Source organism: Achromobacter sp. CF-sbj1-Ac2-l (genome assembly GCF_052698165.1).
On sequence record NZ_CP199855.1, the window covers coordinates 4,916,754 to 4,932,833 of the forward strand.

Below are 16,080 nucleotides of genomic sequence, written 5' to 3' on the forward strand. Positions count from 1 at the left end.
GCGCGCGGCGTGGGGGCCCTTAAACCTCGCTACAATAGTCGGCTTGCCCTATCCATGGCTCGCGCGGGGATGGGCGCAGAACAAGATCGTCGACAGCACGATACAAACAAACCCAAACAGACCAAACGCAGGAGAATTACATGTCCGCTATCGATACCGCCAGCCTCGTCGTGGCCCAGGCCGCTCCCGAAGGCAATGCGCTGATGGGCATGCTGCCCATCATCCTGATGTTCGTGATCCTCTATTTCCTGATGATCCGTCCCCAGATGAAGCGCCAGAAGGAACACCGCAACCTCATCGCCGCCCTGGCCAAGGGCGACGAAGTCGTGACCGCCGGCGGCATGCTGGGCAAGGTCACCAAGGTGAACGACAGCTACGTCACCGTCGAAGTCTCGGAACTGGCCGACAAGCCGGTCGAGATCATCATGCAGAAGTCGTCGGTGTCGACCGTTCTGCCCAAGGGAACCATCAAGGCCCTGTAAGCGTCCCATAGGAGCTCCGCCGCCGGGCCCCGGGCCCGACGGCAGCCGCCCCGCCGCCCGCCGCGCCAGCCGCCCGGGCGGCCTTTTCTCCACTCTTACATGACGTAGCCGGCAATGAACCGCTATCCCCTCTGGAAGTACATTACGGTCCTGATTGCGGTCCTTATCGGCCTGCTGTATACGCTTCCCAATTTCTACGGCGAGTCGCCCGCCGTCCAGGTTTCCAGCGCCAAGGCCACCATCAAGGTGGATCCGGCCATGCGTGACCGGGTCGAGCAGGTACTGGCCGACGCCAAGATCCCCAACGACGGGGTCTACTACGAACAGAACGGCACGCTCGGCACCGTGCGCGCCCGCTTCACGTCGACCGACCTGCAACTGCAGGCGCGCGATCTGATCGACAAATCCCTCAACACCGTCCAGGGCGACCCGCACTACACCGTGGCGCTGAACCTGCTGCCGGCCTCGCCGAGCTGGATGCGCGCCATGGGCTGGTTCGCCCCCAAGCCCATGTACCTGGGCCTGGACCTGCGCGGCGGCGTGCACTTCCTGCTGCAAGTGGACATGCAGGGCGCGCTGACCGCCCGCTACGACTCGCTGGCCGCCGACGTGCGCTCGGTGCTGCGCGACCAGAAGGTCAACGTGGCCGGCGTCGAGCGCTCCGGCATGAGCGTGGCCGCAAGCTTCGCCAACGCGCAGGACCGCGACCGCGCCATCTCGACGCTGCGCAGCCGCCTGCCCGACCTGGAATTCACCGAAAGCGAAGAGAACGGCAAGCTGCTGCTGCTGGGCGCGCTGAACCCGGCCGCCGTCACCCGCGTGCAGGACTCGGCCCTCAAACAGAACATCAACACGCTGCACAACCGGATCAACGAACTGGGCGTGGCCGAACCGGTCATCCAGCAGCAGGGTTCGGACCGCATCGTGGTGCAGCTGCCCGGCGTGCAGGACGTGGCCAAGGCCAAGGAACTGCTGGGCCGCACCGCCACGCTCGAAATCCGCATGGTCGACGACTCGCCCGCCGCGCAGGCCGCGCTGCTGGGCGGTTCGGTGCCGTTCGGCCTGGAGCGCTACTCCGACCGCGACGGCCGCCCGATCCTGGTGCGCCGCCAGGTGGTCCTGACCGGTGAGAACCTGCAGGACGCCCAGCCCGGCCGCGATTCGCAGACCCAGCAGGCCGCCGTGCACCTGACGCTGGACTCCAAGGGCGCGCGCATTTTCCGCGACGTCACCCGCGACAACATCGGCAAGCGCATGGCCATCCTGCTGTTCGAGAACGGCAAGGGCGAAGTGGTCACGGCCCCCGTCATCCGTACCGAAATCGCCGGCGGCCAGGTGCAGATCTCGGGCAGCATGAGCTCCGAGGAAGCCGCCGACACCGCCCTGCTGCTGCGCGCCGGCGCGCTGGCCGCGCCGATGTCGATCATCGAGGAACGCACCATCGGCCCGAGCCTGGGCGCCGACAACATCTCGAAGGGCTTCCATTCGACGCTGTACGGTTTCCTGGCGATCGCCGTCTTCATCATCATCTACTACCACCTGTTCGGCGTGTTCTCGACCGTCGGCCTGACCCTGAACGTGCTGCTGCTGCTGGCCCTGCTGTCGATGCTGCAGGCCACGCTGACGCTGCCGGGCATCGCCGCCATCGCGCTGACACTGGGCATGGCGATCGACTCGAACGTGCTGATCAACGAGCGGATACGGGAAGAATTGCGCAACGGGGCAACGCCGCAACAGGCCATCCACCATGGCTTCGAGCGCGCCTGGGGCACGATCCTTGACTCCAACCTCACCACGCTGATTGTCGGCCTGGCCCTGCTGGCCTTCGGTTCCGGCCCGATCCGCGGCTTCGCGGTGGTCCATTGCCTGGGCATCCTGACCTCGATGTTCTCGTCCGTCGTGGGCGTGCGCGCGCTGGCCAACCTCTGGTACGGCCGCAAGAAGAAGCTCACGTCGATCTCCATCGGCGAAGTCTGGAAGCCGAAGACCAACTGAACATGCGCGCGGGCGGCCACGCCGCCCGCCGCCGAATAGCCAGGGCAAAACATGGAATTTTTCCGGATTCACCGCACCATCCCGTTCATGCGCCACGCGCTGGTGCTGAACATCATCAGCCTCGTCACCTTCGTGGCGGCGGTCTTCTTCATCATTACGCGCGGCTTCCACCTGTCGATCGAATTCACCGGCGGCACGGTCATGGAAGTCAACTACGCCCAGACGGCGCAGCTTGAAAACGTGCGCGGCGTGGTCTCGAAGCTGGGCTACACCGACTTCCAGGTGCAGAACTTCGGCACCTCGCACGACGTCATGATCCGCCTGCCCCTGCAGGAAGGCCAGACGTCGGCCACCCAGAGCGAAACCGTCATGGCCGCGCTCAAGGCCGCCGACCAGGGCGTGGAGCTGCGCCGCGTCGAGTTCGTCGGCCCGCAGGTCGGCCAGGAACTGCTGCACAACGGCCTGATGGCCCTGCTGGTGGTGGTCATCGGCATCATGGTCTACCTGGGCTTCCGCTTCGAATGGAAGTTCGCGGTGGCCGGCGTGATCGCCAACCTGCACGACGTGGTCATCATCCTGGGCTTCTTCGCTTTCTTCCAATGGGAGTTCTCGCTGTCGGTGCTGGCGGGCGTGCTGGCGGTGCTGGGCTACTCGGTGAACGAATCCGTGGTCATCATGGACCGGATCCGCGAGAACTTCCGCAAGTACCGCAAGGCGGACGTGCAGGAAGTCATCAACAGCGCCATCACGCAAACCATCTCGCGCACCATCATCACCCACGGTTCGACCCAGATGATGGTGCTGGCGATGCTGTTCTTCGGCGGCCCCACCCTGCACTACTTCGCCATGGCCCTGACTATCGGCATCTGGTTCGGCATCTACTCGTCGGTGTTCGTCGCCGCCGCGCTGGCCATGTGGATGGGCGTCAAGCGCGAAGACCTGGTCAAGCCGGTCAAGAAGGAAGGCGAGGAAGGCGAAGTCGCCTGAGCCGTTTCCCGCCCCGCAAGACCCGCCCGATGTGGCGGGTTTTTTTATGGGCGGACGAGCCTGGCGCAGGGCCCTCGGTCACTACGAATAGCCGCCCGTCCTACATGCGGATACCTTTGCCAAAGCCGTCGCCACGGAGGTTGACAGTTATATCCGAACAGGTATATTCATGTTTATCGAACTCCCTCGTCCCCTGTATTGGGAAGGTTCCTCGAAAAAAGACTTCCAGACCTTCCCGCTGGCCGTTCAGAAACACTTGGGGATGAGTCTGTTCATCGTGCAGTCGGGCCGGCGACCGGCCGCGTCCAAACCATGGCACGGACTGGGGCCGGGCGTGTTTGAACTGGTCGACGATCATCGGGGCGATACGTTCCGCGCCGTCTACCTGATACGCATCGGCAACGGCGTGCATGTACTGCATGCATTCCAGAAGAAGTCCAAATCGGGCGTTTCCACGCCGCGGCCCGACATTGCCCTGATCACCCGGCGGCTCAAACAGGTTCAGGCCCGCTATGGGCCCCACAAGAGACAACCATGACGCGTACTACCGGCACCCTGAATGTTCTGCATGACCTCGGCTTTGACGACGCCGCCGATCTGACCACCCAGGCGCAGCTCGCCATCAAGCTCAACGATCTGATCGACCAGCGCCAGCTCACCCAGGCCCAGGTTGCCGCCCTGACCGGCATGACCCAGCCCAAGGTCTCCCAGATTCGCCGCTATCAATTACAGAACATCTCGCTGGAGCGGCTGATGCGAGCCCTGGTCGCGCTGGACCAGCACGTGGAGATACGGGTACGCAAGGCAAGGCAATCCGACACGACAGGAATCAGCGTCAACCTCTAGGCCTTGTCGACGTTCGGTATCTCGTACCCATGCTTCGCATGCTCATCGCCACCAACACCGCCGCCGACGCGATGCCCGCGGCCACGTAGCCGACACTTTCCAGTCCCCACAGCGAAATCGCCAAACCGCCGAGAATCGCCCCAAGGCCCGTGCCGGCGTTGGCGGCGGAGACGTTCAAGGTGCCGGCCAGCGCCTGTGCCTGCGACGCCGAGTGCATCACCCGCACCTGGCAGACGGGAAACAGCGCGGTATAGGCGATGCCCCACACTGCCAGGGCCAGCCCCAGTGGCATCGCCGCGCCCGCCAGCGGCACGCTGGCGGCCATGCCCAGCGCCAGAAGCAGCGAGAAGAACGCGGTGGCCCCCAGCGGGTTGCGGTCGACCAGACGGCCGCCGAACCAGTTGCCAACCAGGCCGATGGCGCCGAACCCCATCAGCCACCAACCGACCCGCGCCGGCGCCACCGCGGCAACGCGTTCCAGTGTGTCGGCCAGATAGGTGTAAGCCGTGAACATGGCGGTGAACACCAGCACCGACAGCAGCACTTGCGCGATGAACTCCGGGTTCCTGAGAATACGGGCCTGCTCTCCGATCCGCAGGCGGGGCGGCCGCGCCATGGCCGGCATGCAGCGCGTCAGGGCCAGCGCCATCAACAGCGACAACCCTGCCAGCCCCCACAGCGCGCCACGCCAGCCGATGGCCTCCGACACCAGCGTGCCCAGCGGGATGCCGAACAGCAACGCGGCGGAGATGCCCAGGTAGACCTGCGATACCGCGCGTCCGGCACGTTGCGGTTCGACCAGTTGCCCCGCCGTCTCGCTGGCCGTGCCCCAGAATACCGGCAACGCCAGCGCAGGAATGAAGCGAGCAACGGCCAGCACCCACAGGTTCGGCGCCATGGCAGCCAGGGCGTTGGACACCGCGAAAATCAACAGAATGACGACGAACAGCCGCTTGCGTTCGACGTGCGACAGCAGCACGGTCAGCACCGGCCCGAACAGCATCACGGTGAAGGCGAACAGGGTCACCAGCTGGCCCGCGGCGGAAATCGAAATGCCGAGGTCACGCGCCAGCGCTGGCAACAGGCCGACGATCAGGTACTCGGTGGTGACAATGACAAAGGCCGCCACCGCAAGAATCGCGATGGACAGGCCGCCCCGGCCCGCCAGAACGGCGGCGCGGGGCGCAACGAGCATGGACATGCGAAAGCGCTCCAGGGGAATGAATGGAACGCACAAGTCTATTGAAGACTAAATTTCCTATCTCGGATATATTTTCTGAGTATATTGGAATTTAGTTCATCAATAGAGGCCCGTATGACGCCCTCCGAACGGCTCAAAGGCATCGAAGCGTTTGTAATGACCGCCAGCGCGGGCAGCTTCACCGCGGCCGCCGAACGCCTCCACCTGACAAGCTCCGCGGTCGGCAAGAGCGTGGCGCGTCTCGAAGCCCGGCTCGGCATCCGGTTGTTCGAGCGCACCACGCGCCGCCTGGCGCTGACCGAGGCGGGCACGGCCTTCTACCGCACGTGCGCGCAGGTGCTGACCGACCTGGAGGAAGCGGAAACCGTGCTGGCGGTGCAGCAGAACGAACCCGTGGGCCGACTGCGCGTGGACGCGCCGGCCACCTTTGGCCGCCTGCGGGTCTGGCCGCCGCTGCTGCGCTTTGCCGAACGCCATCCCCGTCTGCGGCCGCATGTGTCGTTCACCGACCGGTTCGTCGATCTGCTCGACGAAGGCATCGATGTAGCAGTGCGCATTGGCGGCCCGGATCACTGGCCCGCCTCGATCGGATGTCGCCATCTGGGCCGCGAACGCCTGCTCTTCTGCGCGTCGCCCGCCTACCTGGCCCGCCGGGGCGCGCCCGCCTCGGCGGACGATTTGGCGCGGCATGATGCCGTCCTCTACGGCAAGGCCGATGGCAGCGTCAGTCCATGGCTGATCGCTCACGCCGACGGCCAGATCGAGCGGCGCGCGATGACTGGCCGTATCATCGCCGGCAGCGGCGACGCGCAGGTCGCGGCCGTCAAGGCGGGCTGCGGCATCGCACAGTTGGCCACCTGGCTGGTGGACGAAGCAATTACGCGCGGTGAACTGGCACCGGTCCTGCCGGCGCTGGCCACCGACGGCCTGCCGCTGCACCTGCTGTGGCCGGTCGGCAAGCAATTGCTGCCCAAGGTGGACGCGGTGCTCGCCATGCTGACCGAGGAACTGCGGATCGCCTGATCCCGTCGGCCACGACTGTATAGCCCGTCCTGGCGTCCGGTGTACGGGTACAGCCGCCGCCGTATTCACTACCATAGGCCTCATGAAACTGGCTCTCGATCATCTCGTCGTCGCCGCCGCCGACCTGGACAGCGGCACGCGCCACGTGGCCGACCTGCTGGGCATCGCGCCCACGGGCGGCGGCGCGCATCCCCGCATGGGCACCCACAACCGCGTGCTGGGCATGGCGGGCGGCGTGTACCTGGAAGTGATCGCCATCGACCCGGACGCGCCCGCGCCGCAGCGGCCGCGCTGGTTCGGGCTGGACCAGCCGGCCATGCGGGCGCGCCTGGCCGAAGGGCCGTTCCTGGCGCACTGGGCGGCGCGAGTCGAGGCGCCCGCTGACCTGAGCGCATGGCAGGCTCGGCACCCCGATCGCATCGCGCCCGCCATCCCCATGACCCGCGGCGACCTGCGCTGGCGCCTTACGGTGCCCGACGACGGCAGCCTGCCGGCCTGGCGCGAAGCGGGCGCAACGGCCGGCGACGGCCTGCTGCCGACCCTGATCCAGTGGGATGTGGACGCCTATCCCGGCGTCAGCCTGCCGCGCCAGCCGCTGACCCTCGTGGCGCTGGCCGGCACCCACCCGCGCGCGGCGCTGCTGCGCCAGGGGCTGGCCTGGCTGGGCGCGGACGCGCTCATCGCCATCGAGCAGGCCGACGGCCCGCCACGCCTGCAGGCCGCCATCGAGACCGACCGGGGCATCCGGATCCTGGTCTGACCCACACCACACGGAAAGACAACGGAGACATCCCCATGAGCGTCACCCTCAAGCGCTTCGACGACGCGCCCTACGAGCAGCAGTGCGAGGCCACCGTCATCGCCGTCGGCGCCGACGGCGTCGAACTGGACCAGACCCTCTGCTACGCCCGCAGCGGCGGGCAGGCCGGCGACAGCGGCACGCTGACGCTGGCCGATGGCCGCGCGCTGCCGGTGGCCGACACCGTCTACGCTGAAGACCGCCGCCGCATCCTGCACGTGCTGGCCGAGGGCGCCGCGGCGCCGCAGGTCGGCGACCGCGTCACCGTGCGCATCGACTGGCCGCGCCGCCACCGGCTGATGCGCCTGCACACCTGTCTGCACCTGCTCGGTTCGCTGGTGCCGGCGCCCGTCACCGGCTGCAGCATTTCGCCCGACTCGGCCCGCATCGACTTCGACCTGCCCGAGTCGACGCTCGACAAGGCCGACCTGACCGAGCGCCTGAACACGCTGATCCAGGCCCGCACCGACGTCACCGTCAACACCATCACGCCCGAGGAACTTGCGGCGCAGCCCGATCTGGTGCGCACGGTCGGCGCCGCCCCGCCCGGCGGCGCGGCGCGCATCCGCATCATCGAGATCCCCGGCGTGGACCGCCAGCCCTGTGGCGGCACGCACGTGGCCAACACCGGCGAGATCGGCCCCGTCACGGTCACCAAGATCGAAAAGAAAAGCCGCACCAACCGCCGCGTGGTGGTGGCGTTCGCCTGAACCTTGCCGCCAATGAAAATGGCCGCCTGCATGGCGGCCATTTTCATTGAAGTCCGTCGGCGGCGCCTCGCGGCGCGCTCAGCCCTTCTTCCACCAGCGCCACGGCGCGCGCAGCGGCCACTGGTACTTGCTACAGAGCACCCGCGGCGCCAGCAGGTGACCCACGGCGATGGCAATCGCGGCGGCGGTCAGCACGTCGGACAGGTAGTGATCCAGGTTGACCAGGCGGCTGGCGGCGACCAGTGCGGCCAGCGACAGGAAGGCCCAGCGCCAGCGCGGCGCCAGGATGCCGAGCGTCACCGCCACCGCGAAGGCGGCGTAGGTGTGGCTGGAAGGAAAGGAATTGAACTGGTTGGCGCGCGAGAACGACTCGCCCAGCCCGTAGATGCCCTTCTCGAAGAACAGCTCGGGACGGGCGCGCGCCACCAAGCGCTTGAGCACCAGCACCACCAGCCCGCCGACCGCCATGGTCGACAGCATCAGCAGGCTGCCGCGCGCCATGCTGGCGTAGCTCATGCGCACCGGATTGCGCCAGCCGCGCGCCAGGCCGACCAGGCCGACGATGTAGAACGCCAGCGCCACGCCGATGTAGCGGCCGCTTTCGCCCATTTCGCCGATCCACTCGAACGAGGTATTGACCCCGTCGCTGACCGATTGCCGGATCCAGATCGCCAGCGGCAGGTCGACCCACAGGGCGCAGACCGCGGCCACCAGCGCCACCCCGAGACCGGCCAGCAGCCAGGCGGAGGTCGACAGCGGATTGCGGAACTCGTCCGTCGCGGCGGCTGCGGCGCCGGGCGCGAGCGTGGCGGCCGGCGGAAGGGAGGGATTCGTCGTCATCGGACCGGTCGCGTAAAGATAATTGTTCTCGGAAAGGGAATCTGCGAGGGCCAGCTATCGTAACCCTGCATTTCGTCTGCATGAAGGAAATTTGCAGCAAGGGGTAAAATTCCGCTTTTCCCCTCTCCACTGCCCCCGGGATCTACACCCGTCACGGCGACCGACATGCAAGAAACTTCCCTCAAGCGCGTGCCTCACGCGCAAGACGGCGCCGCCGCCGTCCCGCCCGCCCCCGCCACCGGCGCTCCCCGCAAGCTTTACATCCGCACCTTCGGCTGCCAGATGAACGAGTACGACTCGGACAAGATGGCCGACGTGCTGCGCGGCGACCAGGGGCTGGAACTGACCGACAATCCGGAAGAAGCCGACGTCATCCTGTTCAACACCTGTTCGGTGCGCGAAAAGGCCCAGGAAAAGGTCTTTTCCGACCTGGGCCGCGTGCAGCACCTGAAAAAGACCAACCCGAACCTGGTGATCGGCGTGGGCGGCTGTGTCGCCAGCCAGGAAGGCGAGGCCATCGTCAAGCGCGCGCCCTATGTGGACGTGGTGTTCGGCCCGCAGACCCTGCACCGCCTGCCCGACCTGATCCAGCGCCGCCGCGCCGAAGGCCGCTCGCAGGTTGACATCAGCTTCCCCGAGATCGAGAAGTTCGACAACATGCCGCCGCCGCGCGTCGACGGCGCCACCGCCTTCGTCTCGATCATGGAAGGCTGTAGCAAGTACTGCAGCTTCTGTGTCGTGCCCTACACGCGCGGCGAGGAAGTCTCGCGGCCGTTCGACGACGTGCTGGTCGAAGTGGCCGACCTGGCCGACCAGGGCGTCAAGGAAGTCACCCTGCTGGGCCAGAACGTCAACGCCTACCGCGGCCGCATGAGCGACAGCGACGAGATCGCCGATTTCGCCATGCTGCTGGAATACGTGCACGAGATTCCCGGCATCGAGCGCATCCGCTACACCACCTCGCACCCCAAGGAAATGACCCAGCGCATGGTGGACGCCTACGCCCGCCTGCCCAAGCTGGTGTCGTTCCTGCACCTGCCGGTGCAGGCCGGCAGCGACCGCGTGCTGGCGGCCATGAAGCGCGGCTACACCACGCTGGAATTCAAGTCGGTCGTGCGCCGCCTGCGCGCCGCGCGTCCCGACCTGACGCTGTCGTCGGACTTCATCGTCGGCTTCCCCGGCGAGACCGAGGAAGACTTCGAAAAGACCATGAAGCTGATCGAGGACGTCGGTTTCGACACCTCGTTCTCGTTCGTCTACTCGCGCCGCCCCGGCACGCCGGCCGCCGACCTGCACGACGACACGCCGCAGGACGTCAAGCTGCGCCGCCTGCAGCGCCTGCAGGCGCTGATCAACGAGCAGGCCGCCGCCATCGCCCGCAACATGATCGGCACCCGCCAGCGCCTGCTGGTGGAAGGCCCGTCGCGGCGCGACCCGAACGAGCTGATGGGCCGCACCGAGAACAACCGCATTGTCAACTTCGCCGCGCCCGCGCGGCTCATCGGACAGATGGTCGACGTCATCATCACCGAGGCGCACACCAATTCGCTGCGCGCCCGGGTGGCCGACGTCGACCGCGACTCCCAAGAGGCCGAATGACCACTTCCCGCCCCCGCGCCCGCCGCAGCCTGCCCGCCGTCGTCATCCTGGACGGCGACAACACCCACCTGGCCAACCTGTGCGGCCCGCTGGACGAGAACCTGCGCCAGCTCGCCGACGGCATGGGCGTGAAGCTCTCGCGCCGCGGCAGCCGCGTCACCATCGAAGGCGACAAGGCCGAACTGGCCGGCCGCGTGCTGCGCCGTTTCCATGAGCAGGCCGTGCATCGCGCGCTGTCGGTCGACGACATCCAGCTCGGGCTGGTCGAGATCGGCGTCGGCCGCCAGGAAGAGAAACTGCAGGACGCGCCGGCCCGCGAGGCCGACCCGCTGCCCGCGCTGGACGATGACAGCGACGCCATCGCCCTGCGCACCAAGCGCAGCGACCTGCGTCCGCGCACCCCGCGCCAGCGCGACTACCTGAACAACATCCTCAAGCACGACATCACCTTCGGCGTGGGTCCGGCCGGCACCGGCAAGACCTGGCTGGCGGTGGCCTGCGCCATCGACGCGATGGAGCGCGACACGGTGCAGCGCCTGGTGCTGACGCGCCCGGCGGTCGAAGCCGGCGAACGGCTGGGCTTCCTGCCCGGCGATCTGGCGCAGAAGGTCGACCCCTACCTGCGCCCGCTGTACGACGCCCTGTACGACCTGATGGGCTTCGAGAAAGTGCAGCGCCTGTTCGAGAAACAGACCATCGAGATCGCGCCGCTGGCCTACATGCGCGGCCGCACGCTGAACCACGCCTTCGTCATCCTGGACGAGGCGCAGAACACCACGCCCGAACAGATGAAGATGTTCCTGACGCGCATCGGCTTCGGCAGCAAGGCCGTCATCACCGGCGACCCGTCGCAGGTGGACCTGCCGCGCGGCCAGGAAAGCGGCCTGGCGCACGCCGTCAAGGTGCTGCACGACGTGCAGGGCATCGCCACCACCCGCTTCACCAGCCGCGACGTGGTGCGCCATCCCCTGGTGGCGCGCATCGTCGATGCCTACGACCGAGCGGCGGAAAATGACGCCTGACCTGTCCCTTTCCGTCCAGTACGGGGTCGACGAGCCCCGCCTGCCGCGCTGGCGCCTGCGCCGCTGGGCCGAGCGGGCGCTGGCCGCCGCGGCCGAGGATGGCCTGGTGGACTTCAGCGCCGCCGAGCTCAGCCTGCGCCTGGTGGGCGCGGCCGAGGGGCGCCGCCTGAACCGCGATTTCCGCCAGCGCGACTACGCCACCAACGTGCTGACGTTCGAATACGGCGTGGATCCGCTGGGCGTGGCGCGCGGCGACATCGTGATGTGCGTGCCGGTGCTGGTGCGCGAGGCGCGCGAACAGCGCAAGGCGCTGCTGGACCATGCCGCCCACCTGACGCTTCACGGCGTGCTGCATTCGCTCGGCTACGACCACATCAAGGCGCGCGACGCCCGCCGCATGGAAGCGCTGGAAACCGCCACGCTGGCCCGCATGGGCATCGCCGACCCCTACCAGGAGCGCTGATTCCGCCCCTCGGGTCAACCCTGAGCAATCGACGCGAAATGGCGGCCTGCAAGGCGCAGATCGCGTCGGTTGGCCCCATTTTCGCGGGCCGCGTTACAAATTGCGCGCCAGATTCGGTTATGCTGACTCCTCCCTAACTTGTCCTCCCGGACGATGTCTGACCCCTACCCTGCTCCCGAAGCGACGCCCGCTCGCTCATCCAAACCCGCCACCAAATCCCTTCTAGACCGCCTGCTTTCCCTCGTGCGCCGCGAGCCCGAGGACCGCGAAGGCATCAAGGCCATCCTGGAAGCCGCGCATGACCGCGACCTGCTGGACGCGGAGTCCTACAAGATGATCAAGGGCGCGCTGGCCGTGTCCGAAGGCACCGTCGGCGACATCATGGTGCCGCGCTCGCGCATGGACCTGCTCGACGTCACGCAGCCCATTCCCTACCTGGTGGCCAACGTGATCGAAACCGCTCACTCGCGGTTCCCGGTGTACGAAGGCGACCGCGACAACATCATCGGCATCCTGCTCGCCAAGGACCTGCTGCGCTGCATGCTGGAACCCGGCATCGAGGTGCGCACGCTGGTTCGCCCGGCCGTGTTCATCCCCGAATCCAAGCGCCTGAACGTGCTGCTGCACGAGTTCCGCGCCAGCCGCAACCACCAGGCCATCGTCATCGACGAGCACGGCGGCATCTCCGGCCTGGTGACGATGGAAGACGTGCTGGAGCAGATCGTCGGCGACATCGAGGACGAATTCGACGAAACCGAGGAAGACTCGATCTTCCCCGAGGGCGAGAACCAGTGGCGCGTGCTGGCTGCCACCGACATCTCGCACTTCAACGACGTGTTCGGCTGCCTGTTGCCCGACGACGAGTACGACAGCGTCGGCGGCTGGATGGGCGGGCAGTTGGGACGCATCCCGCGCCGCGGCGACGTCGCCGAGTTCGACGGATTGAAGCTCGAAGTGGCGCGCGGCGACGCGCGTCGCGCCATCTGGCTGCGCGTCAAGCGCGTGGCGCCCTCCCGCGGCGTCCAGCCCGACTCCGACGCATGAGTCGCGCCCCCCGCGGTCCGTTCCTGTTGGGCGCGGCCGGCCTGACGCTGGCCGGCGCCGTCCACGCCCTGACCTTCGCGCCCGGTCCGCTGCCGGACTGGGCGCTGGCCGTCACCCAGATCCTGGCGCTGGCGGTGGCCGCCCGCGTCACGCTGTACGCGCCCTCGGCGCGCCAGGCCTGGCTGCGCGGCTGGCTGTTCAGCTTCGCCACTTACGCGCTGGGGCTGTACTGGATCTTCATCAGCCTGCACCGCTACGGCGACCTGGCCGCGCCGCTGGCGGTGGCCGCGGTGCTGGCGCTGGCGGCCTTCCTGGCGCTGTTCCCGGCCACCGCCGGCGCGCTGGCGCGGCGCTATGTCCCGCTGGCGGCCGACTCGACGCCGGGACGGGTGCTGTCCGGCACGCTGGCCTGGGGCGCGCTGTGGGCCGGCTTCGAATGGGTCCGCGCGGTGCTGCTGACCGGCTTTCCGTGGCTCAACATCGGCTACGCACAGGTCGACAGCCCCATCGCTGGCTGGGCCCCGCTGCTGGGCGTGCACGGCATGGCCCTGCTGTCGGCCTTCGCCGCCGCCGCCCTCGCCAGCCTGTGGCGTCCCGCGGGCCTGCAGAAGCAGCCGCGCGACGGCCGCCACGCGCTGGCCGCCGGGGTGGCGCTGGCATTGGCCGCCGCCGGCTGGCCGCTGTCCCGCATCGACTGGTCCGCGCCCAGCGGCGAACCACTGAACGTGCGTCTGGTCCAGGGCAACATCGAGCAGTCGCAGAAATTCGATCCGGCGCTGCTCGACCAGAGCCTGCGCCGCCACCTGGAACTGGCGGCGATGCCGCCGGCGCCGGGGGTGCCGCCGCCGCAGATGGTGATCCTGCCGGAAACGGTGCTGCCGATCTTCCAGGACCAGCTCGATCCGCGCGTCTGGGACGTCTGGCGCCAGGTGGCGGCGCGGCAGAATGCCGTGATCGCCATGGGGGTGCCGATCCACGACGTGCGCAATGGCCGCGACCGCTACACCAACAGCGTCATGGGCTTCGATGGCCGGACGCCGCTGGAACAACTGACGGGCGGCAGCACCGCGATGCGCTACGACAAGCGCCACCTGGTGCCCTGGGGTGAATACGTGCCGCCGGGCTTCCACTGGTTCGTCGACATGCTGAACATCCCGCTGGGCGATTTCGACCGTGGCGGCGAGCGCCAGACGCCATTCGCCGTGGGCGGCCAGCACATCGCCTTCAACATCTGCTATGAAGACCTGTTCGGTCCCGACCTGCTGCCCGCGCTGCAGCCCGGCCCCGATGGCGAACCGGGCGCCACCATTCTGGTGAACGTCAGCAACCTGGGCTGGTTCGGCGATACCTGGGCGTTGCGCCAGCATCTGCAGATCGGGCGCCTGCGCACAATCGAGACCGCGCGGCCGATGCTGACCGCCACCAACACCGGCATCACGGCGGCCATCGACGCCAAGGGCAACGTTGCCGCCCAACTGGCGCCGCTGCAGCCGGGCGTGCTGCCGGTCTCGGTGCAGGGCATGGCCGGCCTGACGCCTTATGCCCGCTTCGGCGACAAGTCGGCGCTGGCGCTGATCGGCCTGGCGCTGATTGCCGCCTTCGGCGTCAGCCGCGCGCGCCGTCCCTGAACCCGGAACGGGTCGGCCTCGGCCTGGCCCGGCTCCCCACCCCGGGCCTCTGCCGGCGCCCCTTTCCCGGCGCGTCCCTAGCGCAACAAGTCGACAGGCAGCGCGCCGCTGTCGTCGGCCGGCCGCAGCGGCCCCATTCCCGCGCCCGTCAGCTCGATCGCATCCGCGATGCGCGCCAGATCATCGCTATCCAGTTCCAGTTCCGCCGCGCCCAGCACGCCGTCGACCTGGGCCGCGTTGCGCATGCCGACGATGGCGCCGGTGACCCCCGGCCATGCCAGCGTCCAGGCGATGGCGACCGCGGCCTGGGTGGTGCCGTGGCGCTCGGCGATGGGCTTGAGCGCTTCGGCCAGCGCCAGGTTGCGCGCCAGGTTGGGCGGCTGGAATTCGGCATTGCGCGAGCGCCAGTCGTCCGCGCGCAGGGTCCGCGCCCGCTCGGCCGAAAAGCCGCCGCTCAACAGGCCCGACTGCATGGGGCTGTAGACAATGACGCCGGTGCCGTTCTGCGCGCACCACGGAATCAGGTCGGCGCCGGCGCCGCGCTGGATCGCCGAGAACGGCGGCTGCAGCGACTCCACGTGCCCCAGCGCCTCGGCGTCCTGCAACTGCGCCAGGTTATGGTTGGACAGGCCGACGGCGCGCACCTTGCCCTCCCGCCTGAGGTCCAGCAATTCCTGCCAATAGACCTCCAGCGGCGTGCCGTCGCCGGCCGGCCAGTGCATCTGGTACAGGTCGATGCGCTCGACGCGCAGCCGGCGCAGCGACCCCTCGATTTCGCGGCGGATGCTGGCCGGCGCGCCGGTGCGCCGCGGGGTCGCCTGCGGCTGCTCGGGGGACCAGGTCAGGCCGCACTTGGTGAAGACGTACGGCCGCTCGCCGGGGCTCATCTGCGCCAGCGCGCGGCCCACCACCTCCTCGGCATGGCCCAGTCCATAGACGGCGGCGGTATCGATCCAGTTGATGCCGCGATCGACCGCGAGGCGGATGGCGGCGATCGAGTCGGCGTCATCCTGCGGCCCCCAGCCGATGGCCCAGGCGTTGCCGCCCATCGCCCAGGCGCCCACGCCAATGCGCGTGATCGACATGTCGCTGCGTCCCAGCGGACGCGTGGGAAAAGAAGTCGTGGTGCTCATGCGAAAAAATCTCCTGCCGGCAAAACATCATGGAGGATTCCACCCGGGTTCCCGCAGCAGTCACGATAGCACTCGTCCAAGCCGTTGATTTTCCGGGATTGTGCGCCCGGGGCCCGGCGTCGCGGAAGCGGCTGACGCCCCTCGCCGCATGCCAACGTATGCCCCCGCATGCCACGCATGCGTCCCCCTGAACGCGACTTCAATGCAACTTTTTCGTTTTTTGCACCCAACCGACTTGCACGCCGAAATTAGTTCGTGCATAATCTCGTTTCTTCGCCAACGGCACTAAACAAAACCGGCAACGAGAT

At 67.9% G+C, this 16,080-nt stretch carries 16 protein-coding genes; 13 read left to right on the top strand and 3 right to left on the bottom strand.

Features of this window, described 5'->3' with window-relative positions; genetic code table 11:
* Positions 1-140 precede the first annotated feature (140 nt).
* The 5 genes from yajC (at position 141) to ACUDCK_RS22555 (ending at position 4,310) form a co-directional block, all read left to right on the top strand.
* Positions 141-482 carry a preprotein translocase subunit YajC gene (gene yajC, locus ACUDCK_RS22535; RefSeq protein ID WP_006390891.1) on the top strand — a complete coding sequence of 114 codons (342 nt, stop codon included), beginning with the start codon at positions 141-143 and terminating at the stop codon, positions 480-482.
* 114 nt (positions 483-596) lie between these two features.
* Positions 597-2,477 (top strand): protein translocase subunit SecD, encoded by a 1,881-nt coding sequence (gene secD / locus ACUDCK_RS22540; protein WP_054500983.1) that lies wholly within the window; start codon positions 597-599, stop codon positions 2,475-2,477.
* Positions 2,478-2,528: 51 nt separating this feature from the next.
* The gene (secF, locus tag ACUDCK_RS22545) at positions 2,529-3,464 is read left to right on the top strand and encodes a protein translocase subunit SecF (RefSeq protein ID WP_054500982.1); all 936 of its coding nucleotides are present in this window, start codon (positions 2,529-2,531) and stop codon (positions 3,462-3,464) included.
* A gap of 169 nt (positions 3,465-3,633) precedes the next feature.
* Positions 3,634-4,002, top strand: a complete 369-nt coding sequence (locus tag ACUDCK_RS22550; RefSeq protein ID WP_006386650.1) for a type II toxin-antitoxin system RelE/ParE family toxin — start codon at positions 3,634-3,636, stop codon at positions 4,000-4,002.
* Positions 3,999-4,310, top strand: coding sequence for a helix-turn-helix domain-containing protein (locus ACUDCK_RS22555; protein WP_054500981.1), 312 nt, complete (start codon positions 3,999-4,001; stop codon positions 4,308-4,310). The genes ACUDCK_RS22550 and ACUDCK_RS22555 overlap by 4 nt, the downstream gene beginning before the upstream one ends.
* On the opposite strand, the gene ACUDCK_RS22560 is transcribed toward ACUDCK_RS22555, so the two are convergent.
* The gene (locus ACUDCK_RS22560; RefSeq protein WP_156330712.1) at positions 4,300-5,505 is read right to left on the bottom strand and encodes an MFS transporter; all 1,206 of its coding nucleotides are present in this window, start codon (positions 5,503-5,505) and stop codon (positions 4,300-4,302) included. The two genes, ACUDCK_RS22555 and ACUDCK_RS22560, sit on opposite strands and share 11 nt — an antisense overlap.
* A gap of 120 nt (positions 5,506-5,625) precedes the next feature.
* Between ACUDCK_RS22560 and ACUDCK_RS22565 the strand changes: the two genes are divergently transcribed.
* From ACUDCK_RS22565 to ACUDCK_RS22575, 3 genes are all read left to right on the top strand, one after another.
* Positions 5,626-6,534 (top strand): LysR family transcriptional regulator, encoded by a 909-nt coding sequence (locus tag ACUDCK_RS22565; protein WP_175167506.1) that lies wholly within the window; start codon positions 5,626-5,628, stop codon positions 6,532-6,534.
* 82 nt (positions 6,535-6,616) lie between these two features.
* Positions 6,617-7,294: a VOC family protein gene (locus ACUDCK_RS22570; RefSeq protein ID WP_054500979.1), complete on the top strand. Its 678-nt coding sequence runs from the start codon at positions 6,617-6,619 to the stop codon at positions 7,292-7,294.
* A gap of 35 nt (positions 7,295-7,329) precedes the next feature.
* Complete coding sequence (locus tag ACUDCK_RS22575; RefSeq protein ID WP_064522925.1) at positions 7,330-8,043, top strand: alanyl-tRNA editing protein; 714 nt, start codon at positions 7,330-7,332, stop codon at positions 8,041-8,043.
* 78 nt (positions 8,044-8,121) lie between these two features.
* Here ACUDCK_RS22575 and ACUDCK_RS22580 read toward each other — a convergent pair whose 3' ends face one another.
* The gene (locus ACUDCK_RS22580) at positions 8,122-8,883 is read right to left on the bottom strand and encodes a phosphatase PAP2 family protein (protein WP_175147124.1); all 762 of its coding nucleotides are present in this window, start codon (positions 8,881-8,883) and stop codon (positions 8,122-8,124) included.
* 165 nt (positions 8,884-9,048) lie between these two features.
* Here ACUDCK_RS22580 and miaB point away from each other — a divergent pair, with 165 nt between their 5' ends.
* The 5 genes from miaB to lnt all read left to right on the top strand — a co-directional run bounded on the left by miaB (position 9,049) and on the right by lnt (position 14,639).
* Complete coding sequence (gene miaB / locus ACUDCK_RS22585; RefSeq protein WP_054500977.1) at positions 9,049-10,482, top strand: tRNA (N6-isopentenyl adenosine(37)-C2)-methylthiotransferase MiaB; 1,434 nt, start codon at positions 9,049-9,051, stop codon at positions 10,480-10,482.
* Complete coding sequence (locus ACUDCK_RS22590; RefSeq protein WP_054500976.1) at positions 10,479-11,504, top strand: PhoH family protein; 1,026 nt, start codon at positions 10,479-10,481, stop codon at positions 11,502-11,504. The genes miaB and ACUDCK_RS22590 overlap by 4 nt, the downstream gene beginning before the upstream one ends.
* Complete coding sequence (gene ybeY, locus ACUDCK_RS22595) at positions 11,494-11,967, top strand: rRNA maturation RNase YbeY (RefSeq protein WP_054500975.1); 474 nt, start codon at positions 11,494-11,496, stop codon at positions 11,965-11,967. Before ACUDCK_RS22590 ends, ybeY begins: the two co-directional genes overlap by 11 nt.
* Positions 11,968-12,120: 153 nt before the next feature.
* Complete coding sequence (locus ACUDCK_RS22600) at positions 12,121-13,011, top strand: HlyC/CorC family transporter (protein ID WP_064522666.1); 891 nt, start codon at positions 12,121-12,123, stop codon at positions 13,009-13,011.
* Positions 13,008-14,639, top strand: coding sequence for an apolipoprotein N-acyltransferase (lnt, locus tag ACUDCK_RS22605; RefSeq protein WP_064522668.1), 1,632 nt, complete (start codon positions 13,008-13,010; stop codon positions 14,637-14,639). The genes ACUDCK_RS22600 and lnt overlap by 4 nt, the downstream gene beginning before the upstream one ends.
* 77 nt (positions 14,640-14,716) lie before the next feature.
* Here lnt and ACUDCK_RS22610 read toward each other — a convergent pair whose 3' ends face one another.
* Positions 14,717-15,772 carry an aldo/keto reductase gene (locus ACUDCK_RS22610; RefSeq protein ID WP_116793392.1) on the bottom strand — a complete coding sequence of 352 codons (1,056 nt, stop codon included), beginning with the start codon at positions 15,770-15,772 and terminating at the stop codon, positions 14,717-14,719.
* Positions 15,773-16,080 lie beyond the last annotated feature (308 nt).